Origin of the sequence: Pseudoduganella chitinolytica (genome assembly GCF_029028125.1) — a bacterium.
Classification (GTDB): domain Bacteria; phylum Pseudomonadota; class Gammaproteobacteria; order Burkholderiales; family Burkholderiaceae_D; genus Rugamonas; species Rugamonas chitinolytica.
The window spans coordinates 4310343-4326031 of the sequence record NZ_CP119083.1 but is presented as its reverse complement, the minus strand read 5'-3'; the positions used below and the strand labels follow the sequence as shown (position 1 = coordinate 4326031).

Sequence of the window (15689 nt, the reverse complement as noted above, 5' to 3'; positions counted from 1 at the left end):
GCGTTACCTCTCACTTCCCCATGAATACTGCTTTCGTGCGCCGCGCCTCGCGCGGCTGGTCGCTCGCCATGTCGCTGACTTTCGCGCTCTCTCCGGCCATCGTTTCCGCCAGCCCCGCCACGCCGCGCGCCTGGCTGGTCGCCAAGGGCGATGCCCAGGCCGTGCTGGTCGGCGAATCGCACCTTCCCACCCCCGTCGAGAGCGACAGCTATTACGACACGGTCGTCCAACCCAGTTATGCGGTGGCCGATACGGCGGTCATGGAGACCTATTTTGGCCCCGAACAGATGCGTAACGAGGCGTTCGAACGCGGCGCCCCCTGTCCCGGCGACCCGCGCGACCGGCAGACCGCGCGCCTCGGCCCCGCGTTCGACGCTTTGATCGCCGCGACCCGCGCCAATGGCCTGCCGGTGCCGGACTGGATGAGTAACTGGCAGCTCATGCCCGAATTCTTGTTGACGTCGATTTACCTCGACCGTTTTACCATCGATACGCTGGGTCCGGCCTATGATGCCGCGATCACGCGCCAGGGCGGCGGTGTGTCGCTGCGCCTGCGTGCCGATGCGAAGGGCGGCCCACGCACCTTGCTGGGGCTCGATAGCCTGAAAACCCTGCGCCTGCAGTTCTGCGCCGCCAGCGCGAGCGTGCGCCACGATGTCCTGGTCGACAAGGTGGACAAGACGGCCGCACTGGTGCGCCTGAAGCTTGCCGATCCCGGTTATGCAAGCCTGAACGGGCTGACCGCCACGCTGGGCCGTGTGCTGGCCGCGCAGCTAGCGTGCGTCGACCGCGCCACGCCCTGCAGTATCGACACGTCGTCCGCCGACGTACGCCAGCTGCAGCAGGCCGGCTGGATGAGCGCCTTCAGCGCCGGCACCGTCGAACTGATGCTGCGCCAACGCACCCGCGCCTGGCTGCCGCAGATCGTCCGCGCCGTCGGCACACACCGACGCACCTTCGTGATCGTGGGCGCGCTGCACCTTCCCGACCTGCGCGTCGGCGACAGGGTGGAGCCGGGACTGGTCACGCAATTGCGCGGGCAAGGCTTCACCGTGACGCCGATCGCCAGCGCGGCCGATATCGCCAAAACCTTCCTGGCCCCGACCTGGAGCGAGCGCCTGCGCGCGACGTTGGGCCGCCTGTGAAAACCATCCTGCAGACGGAGGCAAGCGAGTGCGGTCTGGCCTGCCTCGCGATGATCGCGGACCATTTCGGCCATCGCACCGAGTTGAGCGAGTTGCGGCGCCGGTTTGCCATCAGCCTGAAAGGCGTCACGCTGACGCAGCTGGTGCGCCACGCCGCCGCGCTGGAGCTGGCGGCGCGGCCGTTGCGCCTCGACCTGGACGAGCTGGGCGAGTTGCAACTGCCGTGCATCCTGCACTGGGACCTGAACCATTTCGTCGTCCTGAAGAAGGTCCATCGTGGCCTCGGCGGCGTGGTGACGGTCACCTTGGCCGACCCGGCCGTGGGCGAGCGCAAGCTGACGCTGGAAGCGGTGTCCCAGCACTTCACCGGTGTCGCGCTCGAGCTGACGCCCAGCGCCGGATTCACCCAGGTGGACGAGACCCGGCGCATGTCGGTGCGGCAGCTGACGGGCCGCATCTTCGGCCTGCGCACGGCACTGGTGCAGGTGTTCTGCCTGGCGATCGTGCTGGAGCTGTTCGCTGTCGCCGCGCCGCTGTTCAACCAGTACGTCATCGACGAGGTGATCGTCGGTGGCGATCGCGAATTGCTGGTCGTGCTGGTGGCCGGGTTTGCCCTGCTGACGGTCACGCAGACGGCGATCGGCCTCGCGCGCAGCTGGTTCCTGATGCGTTGGAGTATCGACATCGGCTTCCAGTGGGCCAACCGGGTCTTTACCCACATGACCCGCCTGCCCGTGACGTATTTCGAGAAGCGCCATCTGGGCGATATCGTATCGCGCTTCGGCAGCATCGGGGCGATCCAGTCGACGTTGACCGGCCTGCTCGTCGAGAGCGCGCTCGACGGCATCATGGCCTTGCTGGCGCTGGGGATCATGCTGGCCTACAGCCCCTACCTGAGCGCGGTCGTCATGGCCGGCGTGGCCGTTTATGCCTTGCTGCGCTGGGCGTTCTACCAGCCGTTCCAGGAAGCGTCGCAGGAGCAGATCATCCTGTCGGCCAAGGAAAACAGCCATTTCCTGGAGACGGTGCGGGCGATCCCCGCAATCAAACTGTTCGGCCGCGATGCGGAGCGCCGCGCGTGCTGGCTGAACCTGAAGCAGGATGTCATCAACCGTTCGGTCAAGACGCAGAAGCTGGACATCGTTTTCAAGGTCGCCAACACCGCCCTGTTCGCGGTACAGGGCCTGGCGCTGTTCTACATCGGTGCCGGCCTGGTCATGAGCAATGCCCTGTCGGTCGGCATGCTGATGGCCTTTACCAGCTATGCCGGCACGTTCTCGGGCCGCATCTTCAACCTGATCGACGTGTTCTTCAACGTGCGGCTGCTGGGCATGCACACGACGCGCCTGGCCGACATCGTCATGGAGCCGGCCGAACCGGAAGTCGAGACCGATGTCGATTGCAGCCGGCTCGACGCCGACATCGCGCTGCGCGGGGTCCGGTTCCGCTACGCCGAGGGCGAGCCGTGGGTCCTCGACGGCATCGACCTGGCGATCCCCGCCGGGCAGAGCATCGCGCTGGTCGGCCCGTCCGGCTGCGGCAAGACCACGTTGTGCAAGATCCTGCTTGGCCTCCTGGAGCCGACCGAAGGCGAAGTGCTGATCGGGGGCGTGCCGATCGGCCGGCTCGGCTACCGCGCCTACCGCGGCCTCGTCGGCACGGTGATGCAGGACGACACGCTGCTGGCCGGGTCCATCCTGGACAACATCACCTTTTTCGATACCCTCGCCGACACGGCGTTCGCCGAACAGTGCGCGCAGCAAGCGGCGGTGCACGACGAAATCCGCGTCATGCCGATGGGCTACCAGACGCTGGTCGGCGACATGGGCAGCAGCCTGTCGGGCGGCCAGAAGCAGCGGGTGCTGCTGGCCCGCGCGCTGTACAAGCGGCCCCGCATCCTGGCGCTGGACGAGGCGACGAGCCATCTCGACGTCCACAACGAGCGCAAGGTCAATGCGGCGCTGGCTGCCCTGCCGCTGACCCGCATCATGGTGGCGCACCGGCCCGAAACCATCCAGGCGGCGCAGCGCGTGGTGGCGCTGTACCAGGGCAAGGTGGCAGAGGACAGTGCCGCACCCGCCGGCCAACTGGTGGCCTAACGCATCCGATCAGGAGTTCGCAATGAACGTTTTCACTCTGGCCGAGATGAGCGGCCCGCTCGGCTTCCCGCTCGGCGCCCAGGCGCGCCAGGCATTGGCGCTCGGCCTGTCGCTGCGCTTCCTTGGCCCGCGCTGGGGCCGCGCCCAGGTGGCTGCGCGTCTGCGGCCCATGCTGGCCGCGGTGGACAAGGGCCAGTACGAGTTCTATTTCGATGCGATGGGGCGGGAAACCGGCTTCGTCGACTGGACCCTGGCACCGGACGGGGCATTGCGGATCCACGACTTCTTTGCCTTTCGGGGCAGCCTGCGCACGATCCTGGCCGACCTGCGCGACCGCGTCCTGGCGCGGCACGATGCCGCGACGTATATCCGTCACAAGCCCCGGTTGCGCATCACCAAGCACGTGGCGCGGCAGGATAACACCAGCTTCTTCCGCGCGGCGCCGCAAGGCGACCGGACGGGCCCCGGGCTGACACGCAATCCCCATGCGCTGGACAGCCACCGGCGCAGCTTTGCCGACGCCGTCGAACTGGGCGAGTGCCTTGCCGTGCTGCAGCGCTGCGATCCGCACGGCCGCTCGCCGTTGTGGGCCGGTGCATTCCCGCTGGGGGACCTGGTCACCCTGCGCCAGTACCGGCTGTATCGCGACGAGGCGGGCCGTCCCGCCGGCCTGGTGACCTGGGCCTGGCTGTCGCCCCGGACGCTGGAGCGGCTGGCCGCGACGCCGCTGCACCTGGCCCATGTGTCGGAGTGGAACGAGGGCTCGGTGCTGTGCCTGTGCGACGTGCTGGCCACCGCCGCAACCCAGGCGCAAATCATGGAAGACCTGGGCGGCGACCTGCTGCCGGAGCATGACGACGCCGTGTTGTACCTCGGGCCGGACGCCGCGCAGGCTGCCTTTGCCGAGCCCGCGCGACGCGGCAATCGTACCGCGCTCGCAGCCTGGGTGGCCCGGCAGGCGGCGCATCTCGCGGCAGGAGTACAAGCATGATCGACGTTTCCTGGCTGGACGAAAACGCCAGCGCGCTGCTGTTCGGCGCCGGCTCGCCGCACGTGCCCGTCACCTTGCAGCGCCTGCGCCACGCCCGCGTGCTGTGGCTGAACCAGCAGGTCGCGGCCGACGATCTGGCCTACGCGGCGGCGGGCGGAACGCCGGCGGCCTACGAACGCCACCTGCTGTCGCGCTGCGCCTATGCCGTGCCAGTGCCGGGATCGGCGTTCGATGCCGCCGACACCGTCACGGCCCATGCCGACCGCTATGGTGGTCCGGGGATCGGCCTGAACGGCGGCAGCGGCAGGGCGGCCGTGGTGGGCGGCTATCACGTCAAGGGCATCGGCCGCACGCCACTGGTCAGCGCGCTGACGGACGCCAGCCACGCTTCCGGCGGCGCGTACCTGGAGGAAGCGGTGCGCGAGACGATTTTCGCCGAAGTCGTGCGCAATGAATTCCCCCACTCGGCCGTACCGGTGCTGGCCATCCTCGACACCGGATTGACGCAGGACTGGGGCACGGTGCGGGAGCGGCGCGTGCTGGTCGTGCGGCCGTGTTTCCTGCGACCGGCCCACCTCGTGCGCGCGGTGCCGTTTTACTCCGGTAACCCGACCGAGGGCAGCCAGGACAGCGCACGGGTGCGGCACATGTTCGACGCTGGTACGACGCTGCTCGGCAAGGCGCAACTGGTCGAGCGCTGCACCGCGTTGTGGACGAAATGGGCCGAGCAGCTGGCGTATTCGTTCGTGCACCGCCTGCCGCACGGCAGCAACACCATCTCGAACGTCTGCCTGGACGGCAAGCTGGTCGACTTCGGCGCCACCTCCGCCGTGCCCTCCTGGGCCGATACCGCCACGATGCTGGCGCGCGTGCCGTTCGAAGCGCTGCGGACCATGCTGCCGCGCGTGCTGCGCAGCGACGCCTACTATTACGCGCGCCACCTCGATGCGGCCTTGGGCACCGAGGCCCTGCTCGATGCGCTGTGCGCGCAGGTCGAGCAGTCTTTCCGGCGTACTACCGTCATCGAAGTGCTGCGCCTGGCCGGTGTCGATCGCGCCGTCGCGGTCCGGTACGCCGACATGGCGGATTGGTGGCACCTCGCGCAGGGCCTGATCGCCGAATGCCAGCGCGAAGAGGTCGAGCTGGTCGAACGCGGCGCGCCACGGCACAGGCCATGGCAGTTCGCACAACTGTGGAGCAGCCACGTGCCACATGCGTTGCGGCCGCTACGGGACGCGCTGGAGGGCATCGTGCCGCCCGCGCAACGCGAACGCGCCGCGCTGCGTTGCGCGCGCTTCGCATCGACCCGGCACGGCCTGCTACGCGAGCGGGTCAAGCCGGTGCTGCAGCGCCATCTCGACCCGGCCGGTGTCGGCGCAGTACCGCCACGCCGTGACATCGAGGACATCATTTGCGCGCGCGTTGCCGCCAACCGGCGCGATCCGGGCGGCGACGTCGCGGACGCAGTCTGCATCGGCTTTGCCGCCGGGGTCTCGATCTCCTATGCGCTGTACCAGGGCACGGGCGGCACCATGTTCGCCATCGACCCGCGCGCGCCGGACGTGCGCCACCCCATCGCCGGATGGACTCCCGCATCGCTGCAATTTGCCGATCCGGCCAGGCCACCGTTCGCGGGCGCCGTAGCGCTGCGACCGGTACCCGACCACCAGGCGGCACAAGCGCCGCTGACTTCGACCGAAATGGAACAGGCATGACACTGTATCGCCTCGACGAATGGGCCGCGGGCCTCGATCCCACCCTGGACGGCGCCGCACTCGCGGCGGCCCGGGCGGGCTTCGCATTGATCGGCGTCGGTCCCGTGGCCCCATCGTTCGGCGAGCTGGCCGAACGCAGCCTGGCGTTGGCGGCGCTGGGCCAGAGCGAGGTATTGTTCGACCGCTTCGGCCGCGTTGCCGCCTACGTCTCGTTCGCCTATCTCGATGCGCAGGCCGAACGGCACCTGCTGCGGCATGGCGTTACGTCCGCCGTGGCGGCGGCGCCACGCAGCGGCGAGCGTTTGTGGATCCTCGATTTCGTGGCGTTCGACGGCAGCGTGCGCCAGGTGCTGGGCACCCTGCAGGACCGGCTGTTCGGTCATGTCGACCATGCCGGCTATTTCCGCTACAAGCACGGCCGCCGCATCGGCAAGATGGTCTCTCGTGCCGAGCTGCGCGCCCATTGCCCTGCCGCCGCGGCAGCGGTCAAGGCGGCAGTGGCGCAGGCGGCGTTTCGCAATTTCGCCCACGGCTCGCACGCCTCGCTGCGGATGGCGATCCTGCTGGGCCACTGCATGGCGCTGGCCCGTGCAGGCGGCCAGTTCGGCGGCCTGACGGCGGCGCAAGCGCAGCGGCGCTTGTGGATGCCTTTGCTCCTGAATCAGTATCGGCTGTACCGGGACGACGACGGCGCGCCGCTCGGTGTCGTCACGTGGGCGATGCTGGACGCCGCCGCGCTGGCCCGGCGCGCCACCGACCCGCTGCACGAGCTGGCCCCTGAAGCGTGGAATGCGGGCACGCTGCGCTGTGTTGGCGACGTACTGGGCAGCGCGGCGCACGCGTCCGCGATAGCGGCCGACCATCGGCACCTGCTGCGTTACGACGTTGCCGCGAGCGTGGGTGTGGAGGTGGCGGCATGACCGGTCCCGTTCACGCCAACCTTGCCGGCCTCGGCCCGCGCTGCGATGCGCTCGATGAAGCCGCTGCGCGCCAGCTGTTCAATGCCACCACGTACCAGGTCCCGGTCCATCTGCATCGCCAGCCCGGCGCCCGCGTCGTGTGGGTCAATCCGCGCGCGCTGCAGGATGACCCGGCCCGGCCGCCTGGCGTGGCCGCTACCGGCGCCTACGGTGACCATCTGCTCGAGCGGACGGCGTTCGTCAGCGATGCGCAGGCGGCGGACGGTCCGTCCGGCGGTACAGCGATCGGCTGGGCCGACCGCTACGGCGGCAGCGGCATCGGCCAGAACGGCGGCAGCGGCCGCGCCGCCGTCATCGGGGCCTATCACGTCAAGGGGACGGGGCCCACGCCGCTGATCGGCGCAGGGACCGACCGCGCCCATGCCTCGGGGGGCGCCTACCTGGAGGAATGCTTGCGCGAGGCGGTCCTGTCGGAGCTGGTGGCCGCGGAGTTCCCCCATGGCGCGGTGCCCACGTTGGGCATCCTCGACACAGGCCTGATCCAGCATTGGCCCGATGCCGACCCGCCCTGCAGCGAGCCGCGCACCTTGCTGGTCCGGCCGGCGTTCCTGCGGCCGGCGCACTTCGAGCGGGCGGTGCAGTTCGCCGACGGCAATCCGCTTGGTGGCGCGCACGACGAGGCGCGGGTGGCGCGCTTTTTCGCCCATGCCAGCCGCTGCTTCGGCCGGGCCGGGCTCGATACCTTGTACCGCACATTGTGGTCGCACTGGGCTGCGCAGATGGCCTACGCGTGGGTACACCGCCTGCCGCATTGCGGCGACAGCACGTCCAATATCTGTTTCGACGGCCGGCTGGTGGATTTCGGCGCAATGGCGGCCATGCCCGGCTGGGCCAGCATCGGCACTATCTGGGGCGAGCTGCCGTTTGGCGACGAGCTGGCGCTGCTGTCGCGCGCCGCCCCGGCGTTGGCGCGCCACTGGGGCCGGCATGTCGATCCCTCCTTCGCCGCGCCCGCAGCGGTCGATGCGTTGCTGCACGCCGCTCGGCAGCGTTATCGGGCGGTCGTCAATGTCGAGATCCTGCGCCTGTGCGGCCTGGATCGGGCGCGCGCGGAAGCGGTCGCGCATGCCGAGCAGGCGGCCGCGGGACCGGGCAGCCTGGCCGATGCGATCGCGCGGCTGATCTCGCACTATCGCCGCGAGCACGCGACGATTTTCGGCGGTACGCCGGGGCTGCGCACACCGTGGGACATCGCGGCAGTCTGGCAGGCGACGCCACCGCCGCACCTGGTGCGCCTGCGTCGCCTGCTTGAGCGCCACGTGCCTGCTACCGGTGCCGACATCCTTGCGCGCGCCGCGTTCCGTACGCGCGGCCGCCCGGCGCTGTACCGTGAAACCCTCAAGGCCACCTTGCATGGCGCGCTGGGCGCCGGCCTGGCCGGTGCGCCAGCGCCGGCCATCGATGCGTTCATCTGCCGCCAGATCGTGGACAACCGGCGCGACGGCGCGGACGATCCTGTGGACGCCGTACCGCTCGGTTTCGCCCGCAATGGCGCCGGCGGCTATGCCTTGTTCGAACACACGGCGACGGGGCGACGCTTTGCGGTGCAGGAGTGGGGCGATGCGCCGGCAGGTGTACAGCGGCGGCGGCCCCTTGCCGACGTGACGGCCTGCGCGCTGGTGTTCGGCGACGGCGGGGCCATGTTCGAAGGGGCGGTGGCCCAGTGGCGGGCGCCATGGCCCGCCCCGCCGTCAACCATGCAGCCCCAGTGACGCCACGTACAGCAGCAGCCCCACCACGCCGCCCACCAGCGTGCCGTTGATGCGGATGAACTGCAGGTCGCTGCCCACCTGCTGCTCCAGCTTGTGCGAAATGGTTTCGGCATCCCACTTGTCGATGACGCGCTGGACGACGGCGACGATCAGGCTGCGCCGTTCGACGATCGCCGCGATGGCGAAGCCGCGCAGCCAGTCGTTCAGCTTGGTGCGGATCGCCGGGTTTTCCTGCAGCGCCGCGGCGAATACCTGCAGCGCATCCTGGGCGCGGGCCAGCAGGCGCGAGTCGGGCGACGTGCCCGCCTTTTGCAGCCGGGCGCGGATGTCCGTCCAGACGCTGCCCACGTACTCGCGGAACAGCGGGTGGTGCAGGCCGTTGGCCAGCAGTGTGCGCAGCTTTTCCTCGTACTCGGGCGAATGCTGCAGGTCGTCGATCAGTTCCTCGATGGCCGTGTGGAAGCGGGCACGCCATTCGCCGTGTTCGTCCGCCATGTCGTCGAGGATGCTCTGGATGCCGTTCATCAGGCGCTCGAAGAATTTTTCGTCGACCATGCGCGGCATCCAGCTGGGGCTGTGGTCGTGCACCTTCTGGCGGATGTAGCCGCGGTTCTCCTCCAGCGCGTTTGCGACCAGCCCCAGCAGCCTTTGCAGCAGGCGCACGTGCTGGCGGCCCGCCACCAGTACCGTCAGCACCTGGCCGAGGATCGGCGCCAGCCGCACGTCCTTCAAGCTCGATCCCAGCGCGCCGCGGAAGAACTCCGCGGCATCGCGGTCGTCGATCATGTTGACGACGGCCGGGATGGTGCCCACCAGGCGCTCGGCGACGGCCCGGCTGTTGGCGTCCTCGGCCAGCCAGCGCGCGCTGACGCCGGCGAAATCGACGTCGCGCAGTTCCTCCTGCAGCACTTCGTGGGTAATGAAGTTGTGTTCCAGAAATTCGGCAATATTGGCGCCGATGCGGTCCTTGTTGCGCGGGATGATGGCCGTGTGCGGAATCGGCAGGCCCAGCGGATGACGGAACAGCGCCGTGACGGCAAACCAGTCGGCCAGGCCGCCCACCATCGCCGCCTCGGCAAACGCGGCGACAAAGCCCAGCCACGGGTAGTCGCCCTGCAGCAGCCGCGCGGCCACGAACGTCACGGCCATCAGCGCCAGCAGGCAGGTGGCGATACGGCGTATGCGCCTGAGGCGCGGCAGCGGATTCTGGTGCGGCACACTGGTCTCCGGGGGTTCCGATGGGTCGATTGTGCCCCATCGGCCGGTTTCGCTGTAGCGCCCGTTTCACATATGCGCGCTCCGCTTCAGTGCGATGCCAGGGGCGGACGGGCGTCGTCGACCTCCACCACCAGTGCGAAGCCGCCCCCGGGTGTCCTGAAATTGGTCGTCTGGCCCTGGAACATCCGGGCGGCCAGCAGTTGCACCCGGCCATCATAGACATAATTGCGGACGTCCACCTTCAACTCCGTGACCGCGCCATCGACCAGCACGGCGCGCAAGCCCGGCTGGGCGAACTCCTGTGCAATGTAGCCGCTCTCCAGGATTTCCTGCCATACGCGCCGGGTCAGCTTGTCGCCCCGGTAGGTGCCCTTGCTGCCGAAGCCGCAGGCCGGCTTGAAGAAGAGTTGCCGCCGCCTTGCCCACAAGGCCTCGCAGTTCTCGGCGGTTACCACCGTGGCATGGGGGATGCCGGCTTGCAGGACGGCGCGCAGTGAGCGGGGCACGCCCCACGTTTGCAGCAGCGCGTCGTCCGTCAGCACGGCCAGGATGCGTTTGTCGGCGTACAGCGCATGCGCGCGCGGATGCGGCGTGACGGCCGCCGCGCCGCTCAGGTAGGCCGTGCGGATGGCCGCATGCGCGGGTGCCGCCAGCGCGAAATCCGTCAGCCGGTTGTAGACGAGGTCGATCTCCAGGTCGCCGTGCACGAGCCGGCCGTCGCGCAGCGCCAGCTCGCCGGGGTCGGCAATGACGGCCGTGATACCGTGCGCGCGGAACAGCCGTTCGAACAGCTGGAATTCCGGGTACAGGTATTGTTCGGCAGGCGCGGTATCGACAACGGCCACGCTGCGCAGCGGTGTGTCGCCGCGCAGGCGGGCCCACTCCGCGCGGAACATGGCAACGATCTCGTCTTCCACCTGCGCAGCCAACGCCTGCGCGCTGCGCCGGGCCAGCAGGCCATGCTCGCGCAACTCGCGCGCGAACATGGTGTTGAGCAGCGCACCGCCGGCGTTGGTATTGATTTCGATGAGCTGGGGCACGCCATCCCCCAGGTGGAAATCGTAGCCGAAGAAAACACTACGGGGACCGGGCACGAAGCGGGCGATATCGGGCGACCACGCCAGCACATGTTGCTGGAACGGCGGCAGCGCCACGACGGCCTCCACCGCATGAATAAGCTCGGCCATGCGGTGCACCTGGTCGCGCGAGACGAAAAACGGCGCCCCGGCAAACAAGTGGGAGCGGCCCTCGGCGGTGACGCTGCGGACATTGGGCACGTTGGCCGGTGCCGGCAGCGCGGCAAGCTGTGCCGCTGGCATGGCCTCCCTGTTCAGCTGCTCTGCCATGCCGGGGCGGCAGTGGGAATCGGTATGGAAATGGATTGTCATGAAATCGCCATCAAAACGTTGTATGAGGTGATGCTTTCATGCTGCGTGCGGCACGGGCCGTCGTCGCCCGGTATGTTACCGACAGGATAATCGTAGCACTGGACGCTACTGGTCGTGCAACATTTTTCGCCGTGCGCAAGGGTGTCGTAATTTCACCGCCGATACCGCCATCTGGTGCAAGTTACGTGTAGAATTGATATTGACCAGGCTTCCCTTTCAAGCGCGTTGTGTGCCATCCGGCAGCTGTCCGGACGGTGTGAGGCCCTGGTAGGGCACCTCCCGTCAACCGAACTCTCGAGAATTAGGAATGCGACATGCGATCCTCCACCGGCACCTCTTCGCCGCTCGACTGCATCAATAAAGCCGTACGCTCCCTGATGGCCAGGAACGGCGTGGCCGCGCGCCAGCATTCGAACACGCTGGCCGAAATTCTCGGACTGAGCTATTCCCAGGCCCATCGCATCCTCAATGGCGGGGACTGGACGATCCTGCAACTGTCGGCGGTGGCCGAGTATTTTGGCGAGAACCTGCGCAGCTTGCTGGTCGGGCCGGAAACGCCGGTGGTCATCTCGCTGGGACAGCCGGACAAGGAAGCGCGCGAAGCGACGTTCGTGCTGGGCGACTATGAGATTCCGTGCCGGGTCGTCGTGGGCGCCCAGCTGTTCCACCAGCCGCGCAATGTCGATTACGTGGCGGTCGAAACTCCGGACGGCCTGCAAGTGATGGCTGCCGACGACCGGGGCGACGACGTGCCGCGCTTCAAGGTCGACCACCTCGAAATATCGATCCGCCAAGCCAATGCGCCCACCATCGCCGTGGTCGACGACGAGAAGCCGTCGGCCGACAACCTGCGCGACTACCTGAACGACTGCGGCTTCCAGGCGACGTCGTTCTACGACTCGATGACGGTGGAGAAAGCCAACCAGGAACGCCGTTTCGATGGCTACGTCATCGACTGGGTGTTGGGCGAGCAGACCTCCGAATCGCTGATCCGCCAGATCCGCACCTCGGTCAATCCAGGCGCCCCCATCATTCTCCTGACCGGGCAATACGATACCGGCCGCCTGAACGTGTCGGACGTGGCGCGTGTCGTGCGCCAGTTCGATGTCGTGTACCAGGAAAAACCGACGCGCTCGCCCGTCATCGCGGCCGAATTGTCGAAAGTGTGCGACTGCTGACGGTCGCGGGCCGCGCCCGATCAGCGCGGCAACGCGCTTTCCTCCTGCGCACCCTTGGCCTCGGTGACGAGGCTGACGGGCAATGAGACGGTGAATCGCGAGCCGCGGCCCAGTTCCGATTGCACGGCAATGGTTCCCTCGAACAGGTCCACCAGTTTCTTGACGATGGCCAGGCCCAGGCCCGCTCCATCGAGGCGACGGGTACCGTCCTGTTCGATCTGCGTGAACGGCTCGAACACGTAAGGCAGGTCCGCCTGCGCGATGCCGGGACCCGAATCGGCCACGGACAACTCGAGCAGCCAGGGCGCGCTGCGCTGCTCCTTGTCCAGCTTCAGTTCGGCGCTGACCTGGATGGCCCCTTTCGACGAATACTTGATCGCATTCGTGACCAGGTTCGTCAGGATTTGCTGGATGCGGTGCGCATCCGTGGCCACGACCGCGTTGGACCTGCCACCGTGCTGCACCAGCTGCAGGCCCTTGCGTTCGGCCGCGTCCTTCAGGTCGGTCAGCACGCGCTTGACCAGTTCATGCGGCACGAATTCGATGCGGCGCAGGCCCATCCGGCCGGAGTCGAGCCGGGCATAATCCGTCAAGTCCTGCATCTGTGCCTGCAGCCGGCTGGCGCCGCTGTTCAGGCGCTCGATGACTTCCACCTCGCGCGGCGCCTTGATGCGATTGGCCAGCAGGTCGACCGATGAAATAATGGTCTGCAGCGGTATCTTCAGTTCGTGGCTGATGGTGCCGAGGATCGTCGTCTTGGCAAAGACCTCCTCCTGCAACAGTGCGATGGTTTTTTCCTGCTGCCGCAAGCTTTCGCGGCTCATGCGCAGTGCCGTCCGGGTCCGGCGCACGTCGAACAGGAAGCCTACCAGGGCCAGCAGGATCGCGGCCCACAGGACCATCCAGCTGATCAGCAGGCCCTCGCGCCGGTCGAGGAAATCCGCCTGGTCCGTGCGCAGGCGCTGCACGTCGGCATAGCGTGCCGCCGTCAGGTAGTTGCCGAGGGCCTGGCGCACTTCGTCGCAGTGCATGCCCAGCACGCCGATATGGGCCGGATCGTACTCGACCCGTTCGGTATCGCTGCGCACCAGCCCCATGAACCGGTCGAGGCTGGCAACGGAATCGCGCGCCAGCGTGCCCTGGCCGCTGCTGTCCGGACCGCGCGACAGCTGCAACATCCTGTACGCCCCCTCCAGCAGTTCGCGTTCCTTGCGCAGCTTGGCCCGGTCCGGGTCCAGCTTCGTGGCGTAGCGCACGGCCTGTACTTCGAGCCGGTCGAGCTGGGCCTGGTACTGGCCCAGCGCCCACGCGTATTCGTCCAGCGATGCGCTGCTGGCCGTGCCTTGTACCGGCGCCAGCAGCAGTTCCGAACCGTAGTAGGTCGCCACCACCATGGCGGCCAGAGCGGTCGCCAGGCAAAGGACCACCAGTTTCCAGATTTTGTGCAGTAATCGTTTCATGTAGTGCCAAGGTGGGTAACGTCGCCGCCGGGCCGCGTCACATGCGGCACCTGTCGCTCACGCAACGGGTGGCCATCTTCCGGCGTTCCGAGCTTACCCGGCCAACCGTTGCCGGCGACGGTTGACTGCTGTGCATCTCCAATTCAGGTCGGCGCGGTCTGACGCGCGCCTCCGTAGAAACGAAAGCGCGGCCATGGGCAGAGACGGCGGTTTCAGCCCATGGCCGCGTGATGGCGACATCGCGCCTGCCAACAACGGTGCCGGCAACGTCGGCAGGCGGGATATTAGCAGTTTTGCCGCGAGGTTACCTTCGCCTTTGGCAGGCAGCGCCGTCGCGCTAGGCGTCCACGCCGACGGGGATCATGTGGCCCATCTTCGGCAGCCGGTTACGCAGCGCCGGTCCCGTCATGATGGTCGTGGCGATCGCCATGATGACCAGCATGGTGAACACGTCGCGCGGAATGAATCCCAGATCGAAACCGATGTTGAGCACGATGAGTTCCATCAGCGCCCGCGTGTTCATCAATGCGCCGATCGTGCTCGACTCGCTGCGGTCGAGGCCGCCGAGCCGCGCGCCCAGGTAGGCGCCGCCCAGCTTGCCGATCGTTGCCGCGGCCAGGAAAATCGAGCACCACGTCCACAGCGCTATTGTGTCCAGGCCGGCGATGTTGGTGCGCAGGCCCGTGTAGGTAAAGAAGATGGGCAGGAAGAACACCATCACGAAGTCACCCACAGAGCGCTTCCAGGCTTCGACGAATTTCTGGTTGTCGTGCACGAGCACGCCCATCATGAAGCCGCCAAAGATGGCAAAGATGCCGATCTTGAACGTGGCCATGCCGGAAATGAAGATCAGACCAAACATGATCGCCATCATGTCGCCGCTCATGCGATGCTGGCTGGGTTCGTACTTCTTCATCAGCTTGCGCAGCAACGGGCGCACGACGAACAGGCAGACCACTGTGTACAGTGCCAGGTAGCCGAGCTGGGTCAACGTATGGGCCAGCGAGAACTCGCCTATCGACAGCGACGAGATCACGGCCAGCAGGAGCCAGCCCACCACGTCGTTGACGGCGGCGGCGCTGATGGCGATCGCGCCCACATGGGTCCGCGTCAGGCCGAACTCGGCCATGATGCGGCCCAGGATCGGCACGGCCGTGATCGACAGCGCCGTACCGACGAACAGGCAGTAAGGCAGCAGCGGCACGTCCGGCGCCAGGTAGGGGGCGGACCAGACGCCCACGCCGATTCCCAGCGCGAACGGCAGCCCGATCGAGAGCACGGAAATCCAGCTGACCGCCTTGCGGTTGCGCCGGTCGGTGAGATGGCCGAATTCGAAGTCCATGCCGATCTGGAACATCAGCAGGATCAGGCCGATCTGGCTGATGATATTGATCGGCAGCGAGGGGACGCTCTTGAACAGGAAGTCCGATGCCTCGGGAAACAGGTGCCCCAGCAGGGAGGGCCCGAGCAGCAGGCCGGCGATCATTTCGCCCACCGCGCGCGGCTGGCCGAACCGGCGGGCGGCCTGGCCGGCCAGGCGGGCCACGAGGATGATGATGACCAGTTGGATCAGGACGAAAAACAGCGTGTGCTCAAGTGCGTGGACGGACGATGCAGGTGTGGCCGCGGTGGCCGCGGTGGCGGCAGCGGATGCGGCAATGGCGGTATGGCTCATGCTTTCCCCTTGGACGACGGTGCCGCGGCGCTCGCTCAGGTTCCGCCAGGACACCGATTGAATGGACACTGCCACGCGCCCAGCAGGCTGCGGCAGCCACGATCTTCTTCTCGGTACTGCGTCACACC

Annotated in this window: 11 protein-coding genes; 7 read left to right on the top strand and 4 right to left on the bottom strand. The window is 67.6% G+C overall.

Features of this window, described 5'->3' with window-relative positions; genetic code table 11:
• Nucleotides 1-20: 20 nt before the first annotated feature.
• From PX653_RS19175 to PX653_RS19150, 6 genes are read left to right on the top strand one after another with little or no spacing between them, the layout of a single operon-like run.
• Nucleotides 21-1145, top strand: coding sequence for a TraB/GumN family protein (locus PX653_RS19175; RefSeq protein ID WP_277414339.1), 1125 nt, complete (start codon nt 21-23; stop codon nt 1143-1145).
• On the top strand, nt 1142-3244 hold the full coding sequence (locus PX653_RS19170; RefSeq protein ID WP_277414338.1) for a peptidase domain-containing ABC transporter: 2103 nt from the start codon (nt 1142-1144) through the stop codon (nt 3242-3244). The genes PX653_RS19175 and PX653_RS19170 overlap by 4 nt, the downstream gene beginning before the upstream one ends.
• A 22-nt stretch (nt 3245-3266) precedes the next feature.
• On the top strand, nt 3267-4235 hold the full coding sequence (locus PX653_RS19165) for a toxin-activating lysine-acyltransferase (protein ID WP_277414337.1): 969 nt from the start codon (nt 3267-3269) through the stop codon (nt 4233-4235).
• A complete protein-coding gene (locus PX653_RS19160; protein WP_277414336.1) occupies nt 4232-5950 on the top strand; it encodes a hypothetical protein in 1719 nt (572 codons plus the stop codon). Before PX653_RS19165 ends, PX653_RS19160 begins: the two co-directional genes overlap by 4 nt.
• A complete protein-coding gene (locus tag PX653_RS19155) occupies nt 5947-6870 on the top strand; it encodes a toxin-activating lysine-acyltransferase (RefSeq protein ID WP_277414335.1) in 924 nt (307 codons plus the stop codon). Before PX653_RS19160 ends, PX653_RS19155 begins: the two co-directional genes overlap by 4 nt.
• Complete coding sequence (locus tag PX653_RS19150; RefSeq protein WP_277414334.1) at nt 6867-8642, top strand: hypothetical protein; 1776 nt, start codon at nt 6867-6869, stop codon at nt 8640-8642. The genes PX653_RS19155 and PX653_RS19150 overlap by 4 nt, the downstream gene beginning before the upstream one ends.
• Here the strand turns inward: PX653_RS19150 and PX653_RS19145 are convergent.
• Both PX653_RS19145 and PX653_RS19140 read right to left on the bottom strand, forming a co-directional pair.
• Nucleotides 8622-9860 carry a DUF445 domain-containing protein gene (locus PX653_RS19145; protein ID WP_277414333.1) on the bottom strand — a complete coding sequence of 413 codons (1239 nt, stop codon included), beginning with the start codon at nt 9858-9860 and terminating at the stop codon, nt 8622-8624. The genes PX653_RS19150 and PX653_RS19145 overlap by 21 nt on opposite strands.
• Before the next feature lie 86 nt (nt 9861-9946).
• Complete coding sequence (locus PX653_RS19140; protein ID WP_277414332.1) at nt 9947-11248, bottom strand: hypothetical protein; 1302 nt, start codon at nt 11246-11248, stop codon at nt 9947-9949.
• A gap of 314 nt (nt 11249-11562) precedes the next feature.
• On the opposite strand from PX653_RS19140, the gene PX653_RS19135 reads away from it, so the two are divergent.
• A complete protein-coding gene (locus PX653_RS19135; RefSeq protein ID WP_277414331.1) occupies nt 11563-12426 on the top strand; it encodes a helix-turn-helix domain-containing protein in 864 nt (287 codons plus the stop codon).
• A gap of 20 nt (nt 12427-12446) precedes the next feature.
• Here the strand turns inward: PX653_RS19135 and PX653_RS19130 are convergent, their stop codons facing one another.
• Entirely contained in the window at nt 12447-13886 is a 1440-nt protein-coding gene (locus tag PX653_RS19130; RefSeq protein ID WP_277414330.1) for a sensor histidine kinase, read from the bottom strand.
• 337 nt (nt 13887-14223) lie between these two features.
• A complete protein-coding gene (locus PX653_RS19125; protein ID WP_277414329.1) occupies nt 14224-15561 on the bottom strand; it encodes a cation:proton antiporter in 1338 nt (445 codons plus the stop codon).
• Nucleotides 15562-15689 lie beyond the last annotated feature (128 nt).

Bases quoted from the DNA above. Each gene is read 5' to 3' on its own strand.
- PX653_RS19140 (WP_277414332.1), bottom strand. From the start codon at position 11,248: ATGACAATCCATTTCCATACCGATTCCCACTGCCGCCCCGGCATGGCA.
- PX653_RS19135 (WP_277414331.1), top strand. From the start codon at position 11,563: ATGCGATCCTCCACCGGCACCTCTTCGCCGCTCGACTGCATCAATAAA.
- PX653_RS19130 (WP_277414330.1), bottom strand. From the start codon at position 13,886: ATGAAACGATTACTGCACAAAATCTGGAAACTGGTGGTCCTTTGCCTG.
- PX653_RS19175 (WP_277414339.1), top strand. From the start codon at position 21: ATGAATACTGCTTTCGTGCGCCGCGCCTCGCGCGGCTGGTCGCTCGCC.
- PX653_RS19125 (WP_277414329.1), bottom strand. From the start codon at position 15,561: ATGAGCCATACCGCCATTGCCGCATCCGCTGCCGCCACCGCGGCCACC.
- PX653_RS19160 (WP_277414336.1), top strand. From the start codon at position 4,232: ATGATCGACGTTTCCTGGCTGGACGAAAACGCCAGCGCGCTGCTGTTC.
- PX653_RS19155 (WP_277414335.1), top strand. From the start codon at position 5,947: ATGACACTGTATCGCCTCGACGAATGGGCCGCGGGCCTCGATCCCACC.
- PX653_RS19165 (WP_277414337.1), top strand. From the start codon at position 3,267: ATGAACGTTTTCACTCTGGCCGAGATGAGCGGCCCGCTCGGCTTCCCG.
- PX653_RS19150 (WP_277414334.1), top strand. From the start codon at position 6,867: ATGACCGGTCCCGTTCACGCCAACCTTGCCGGCCTCGGCCCGCGCTGC.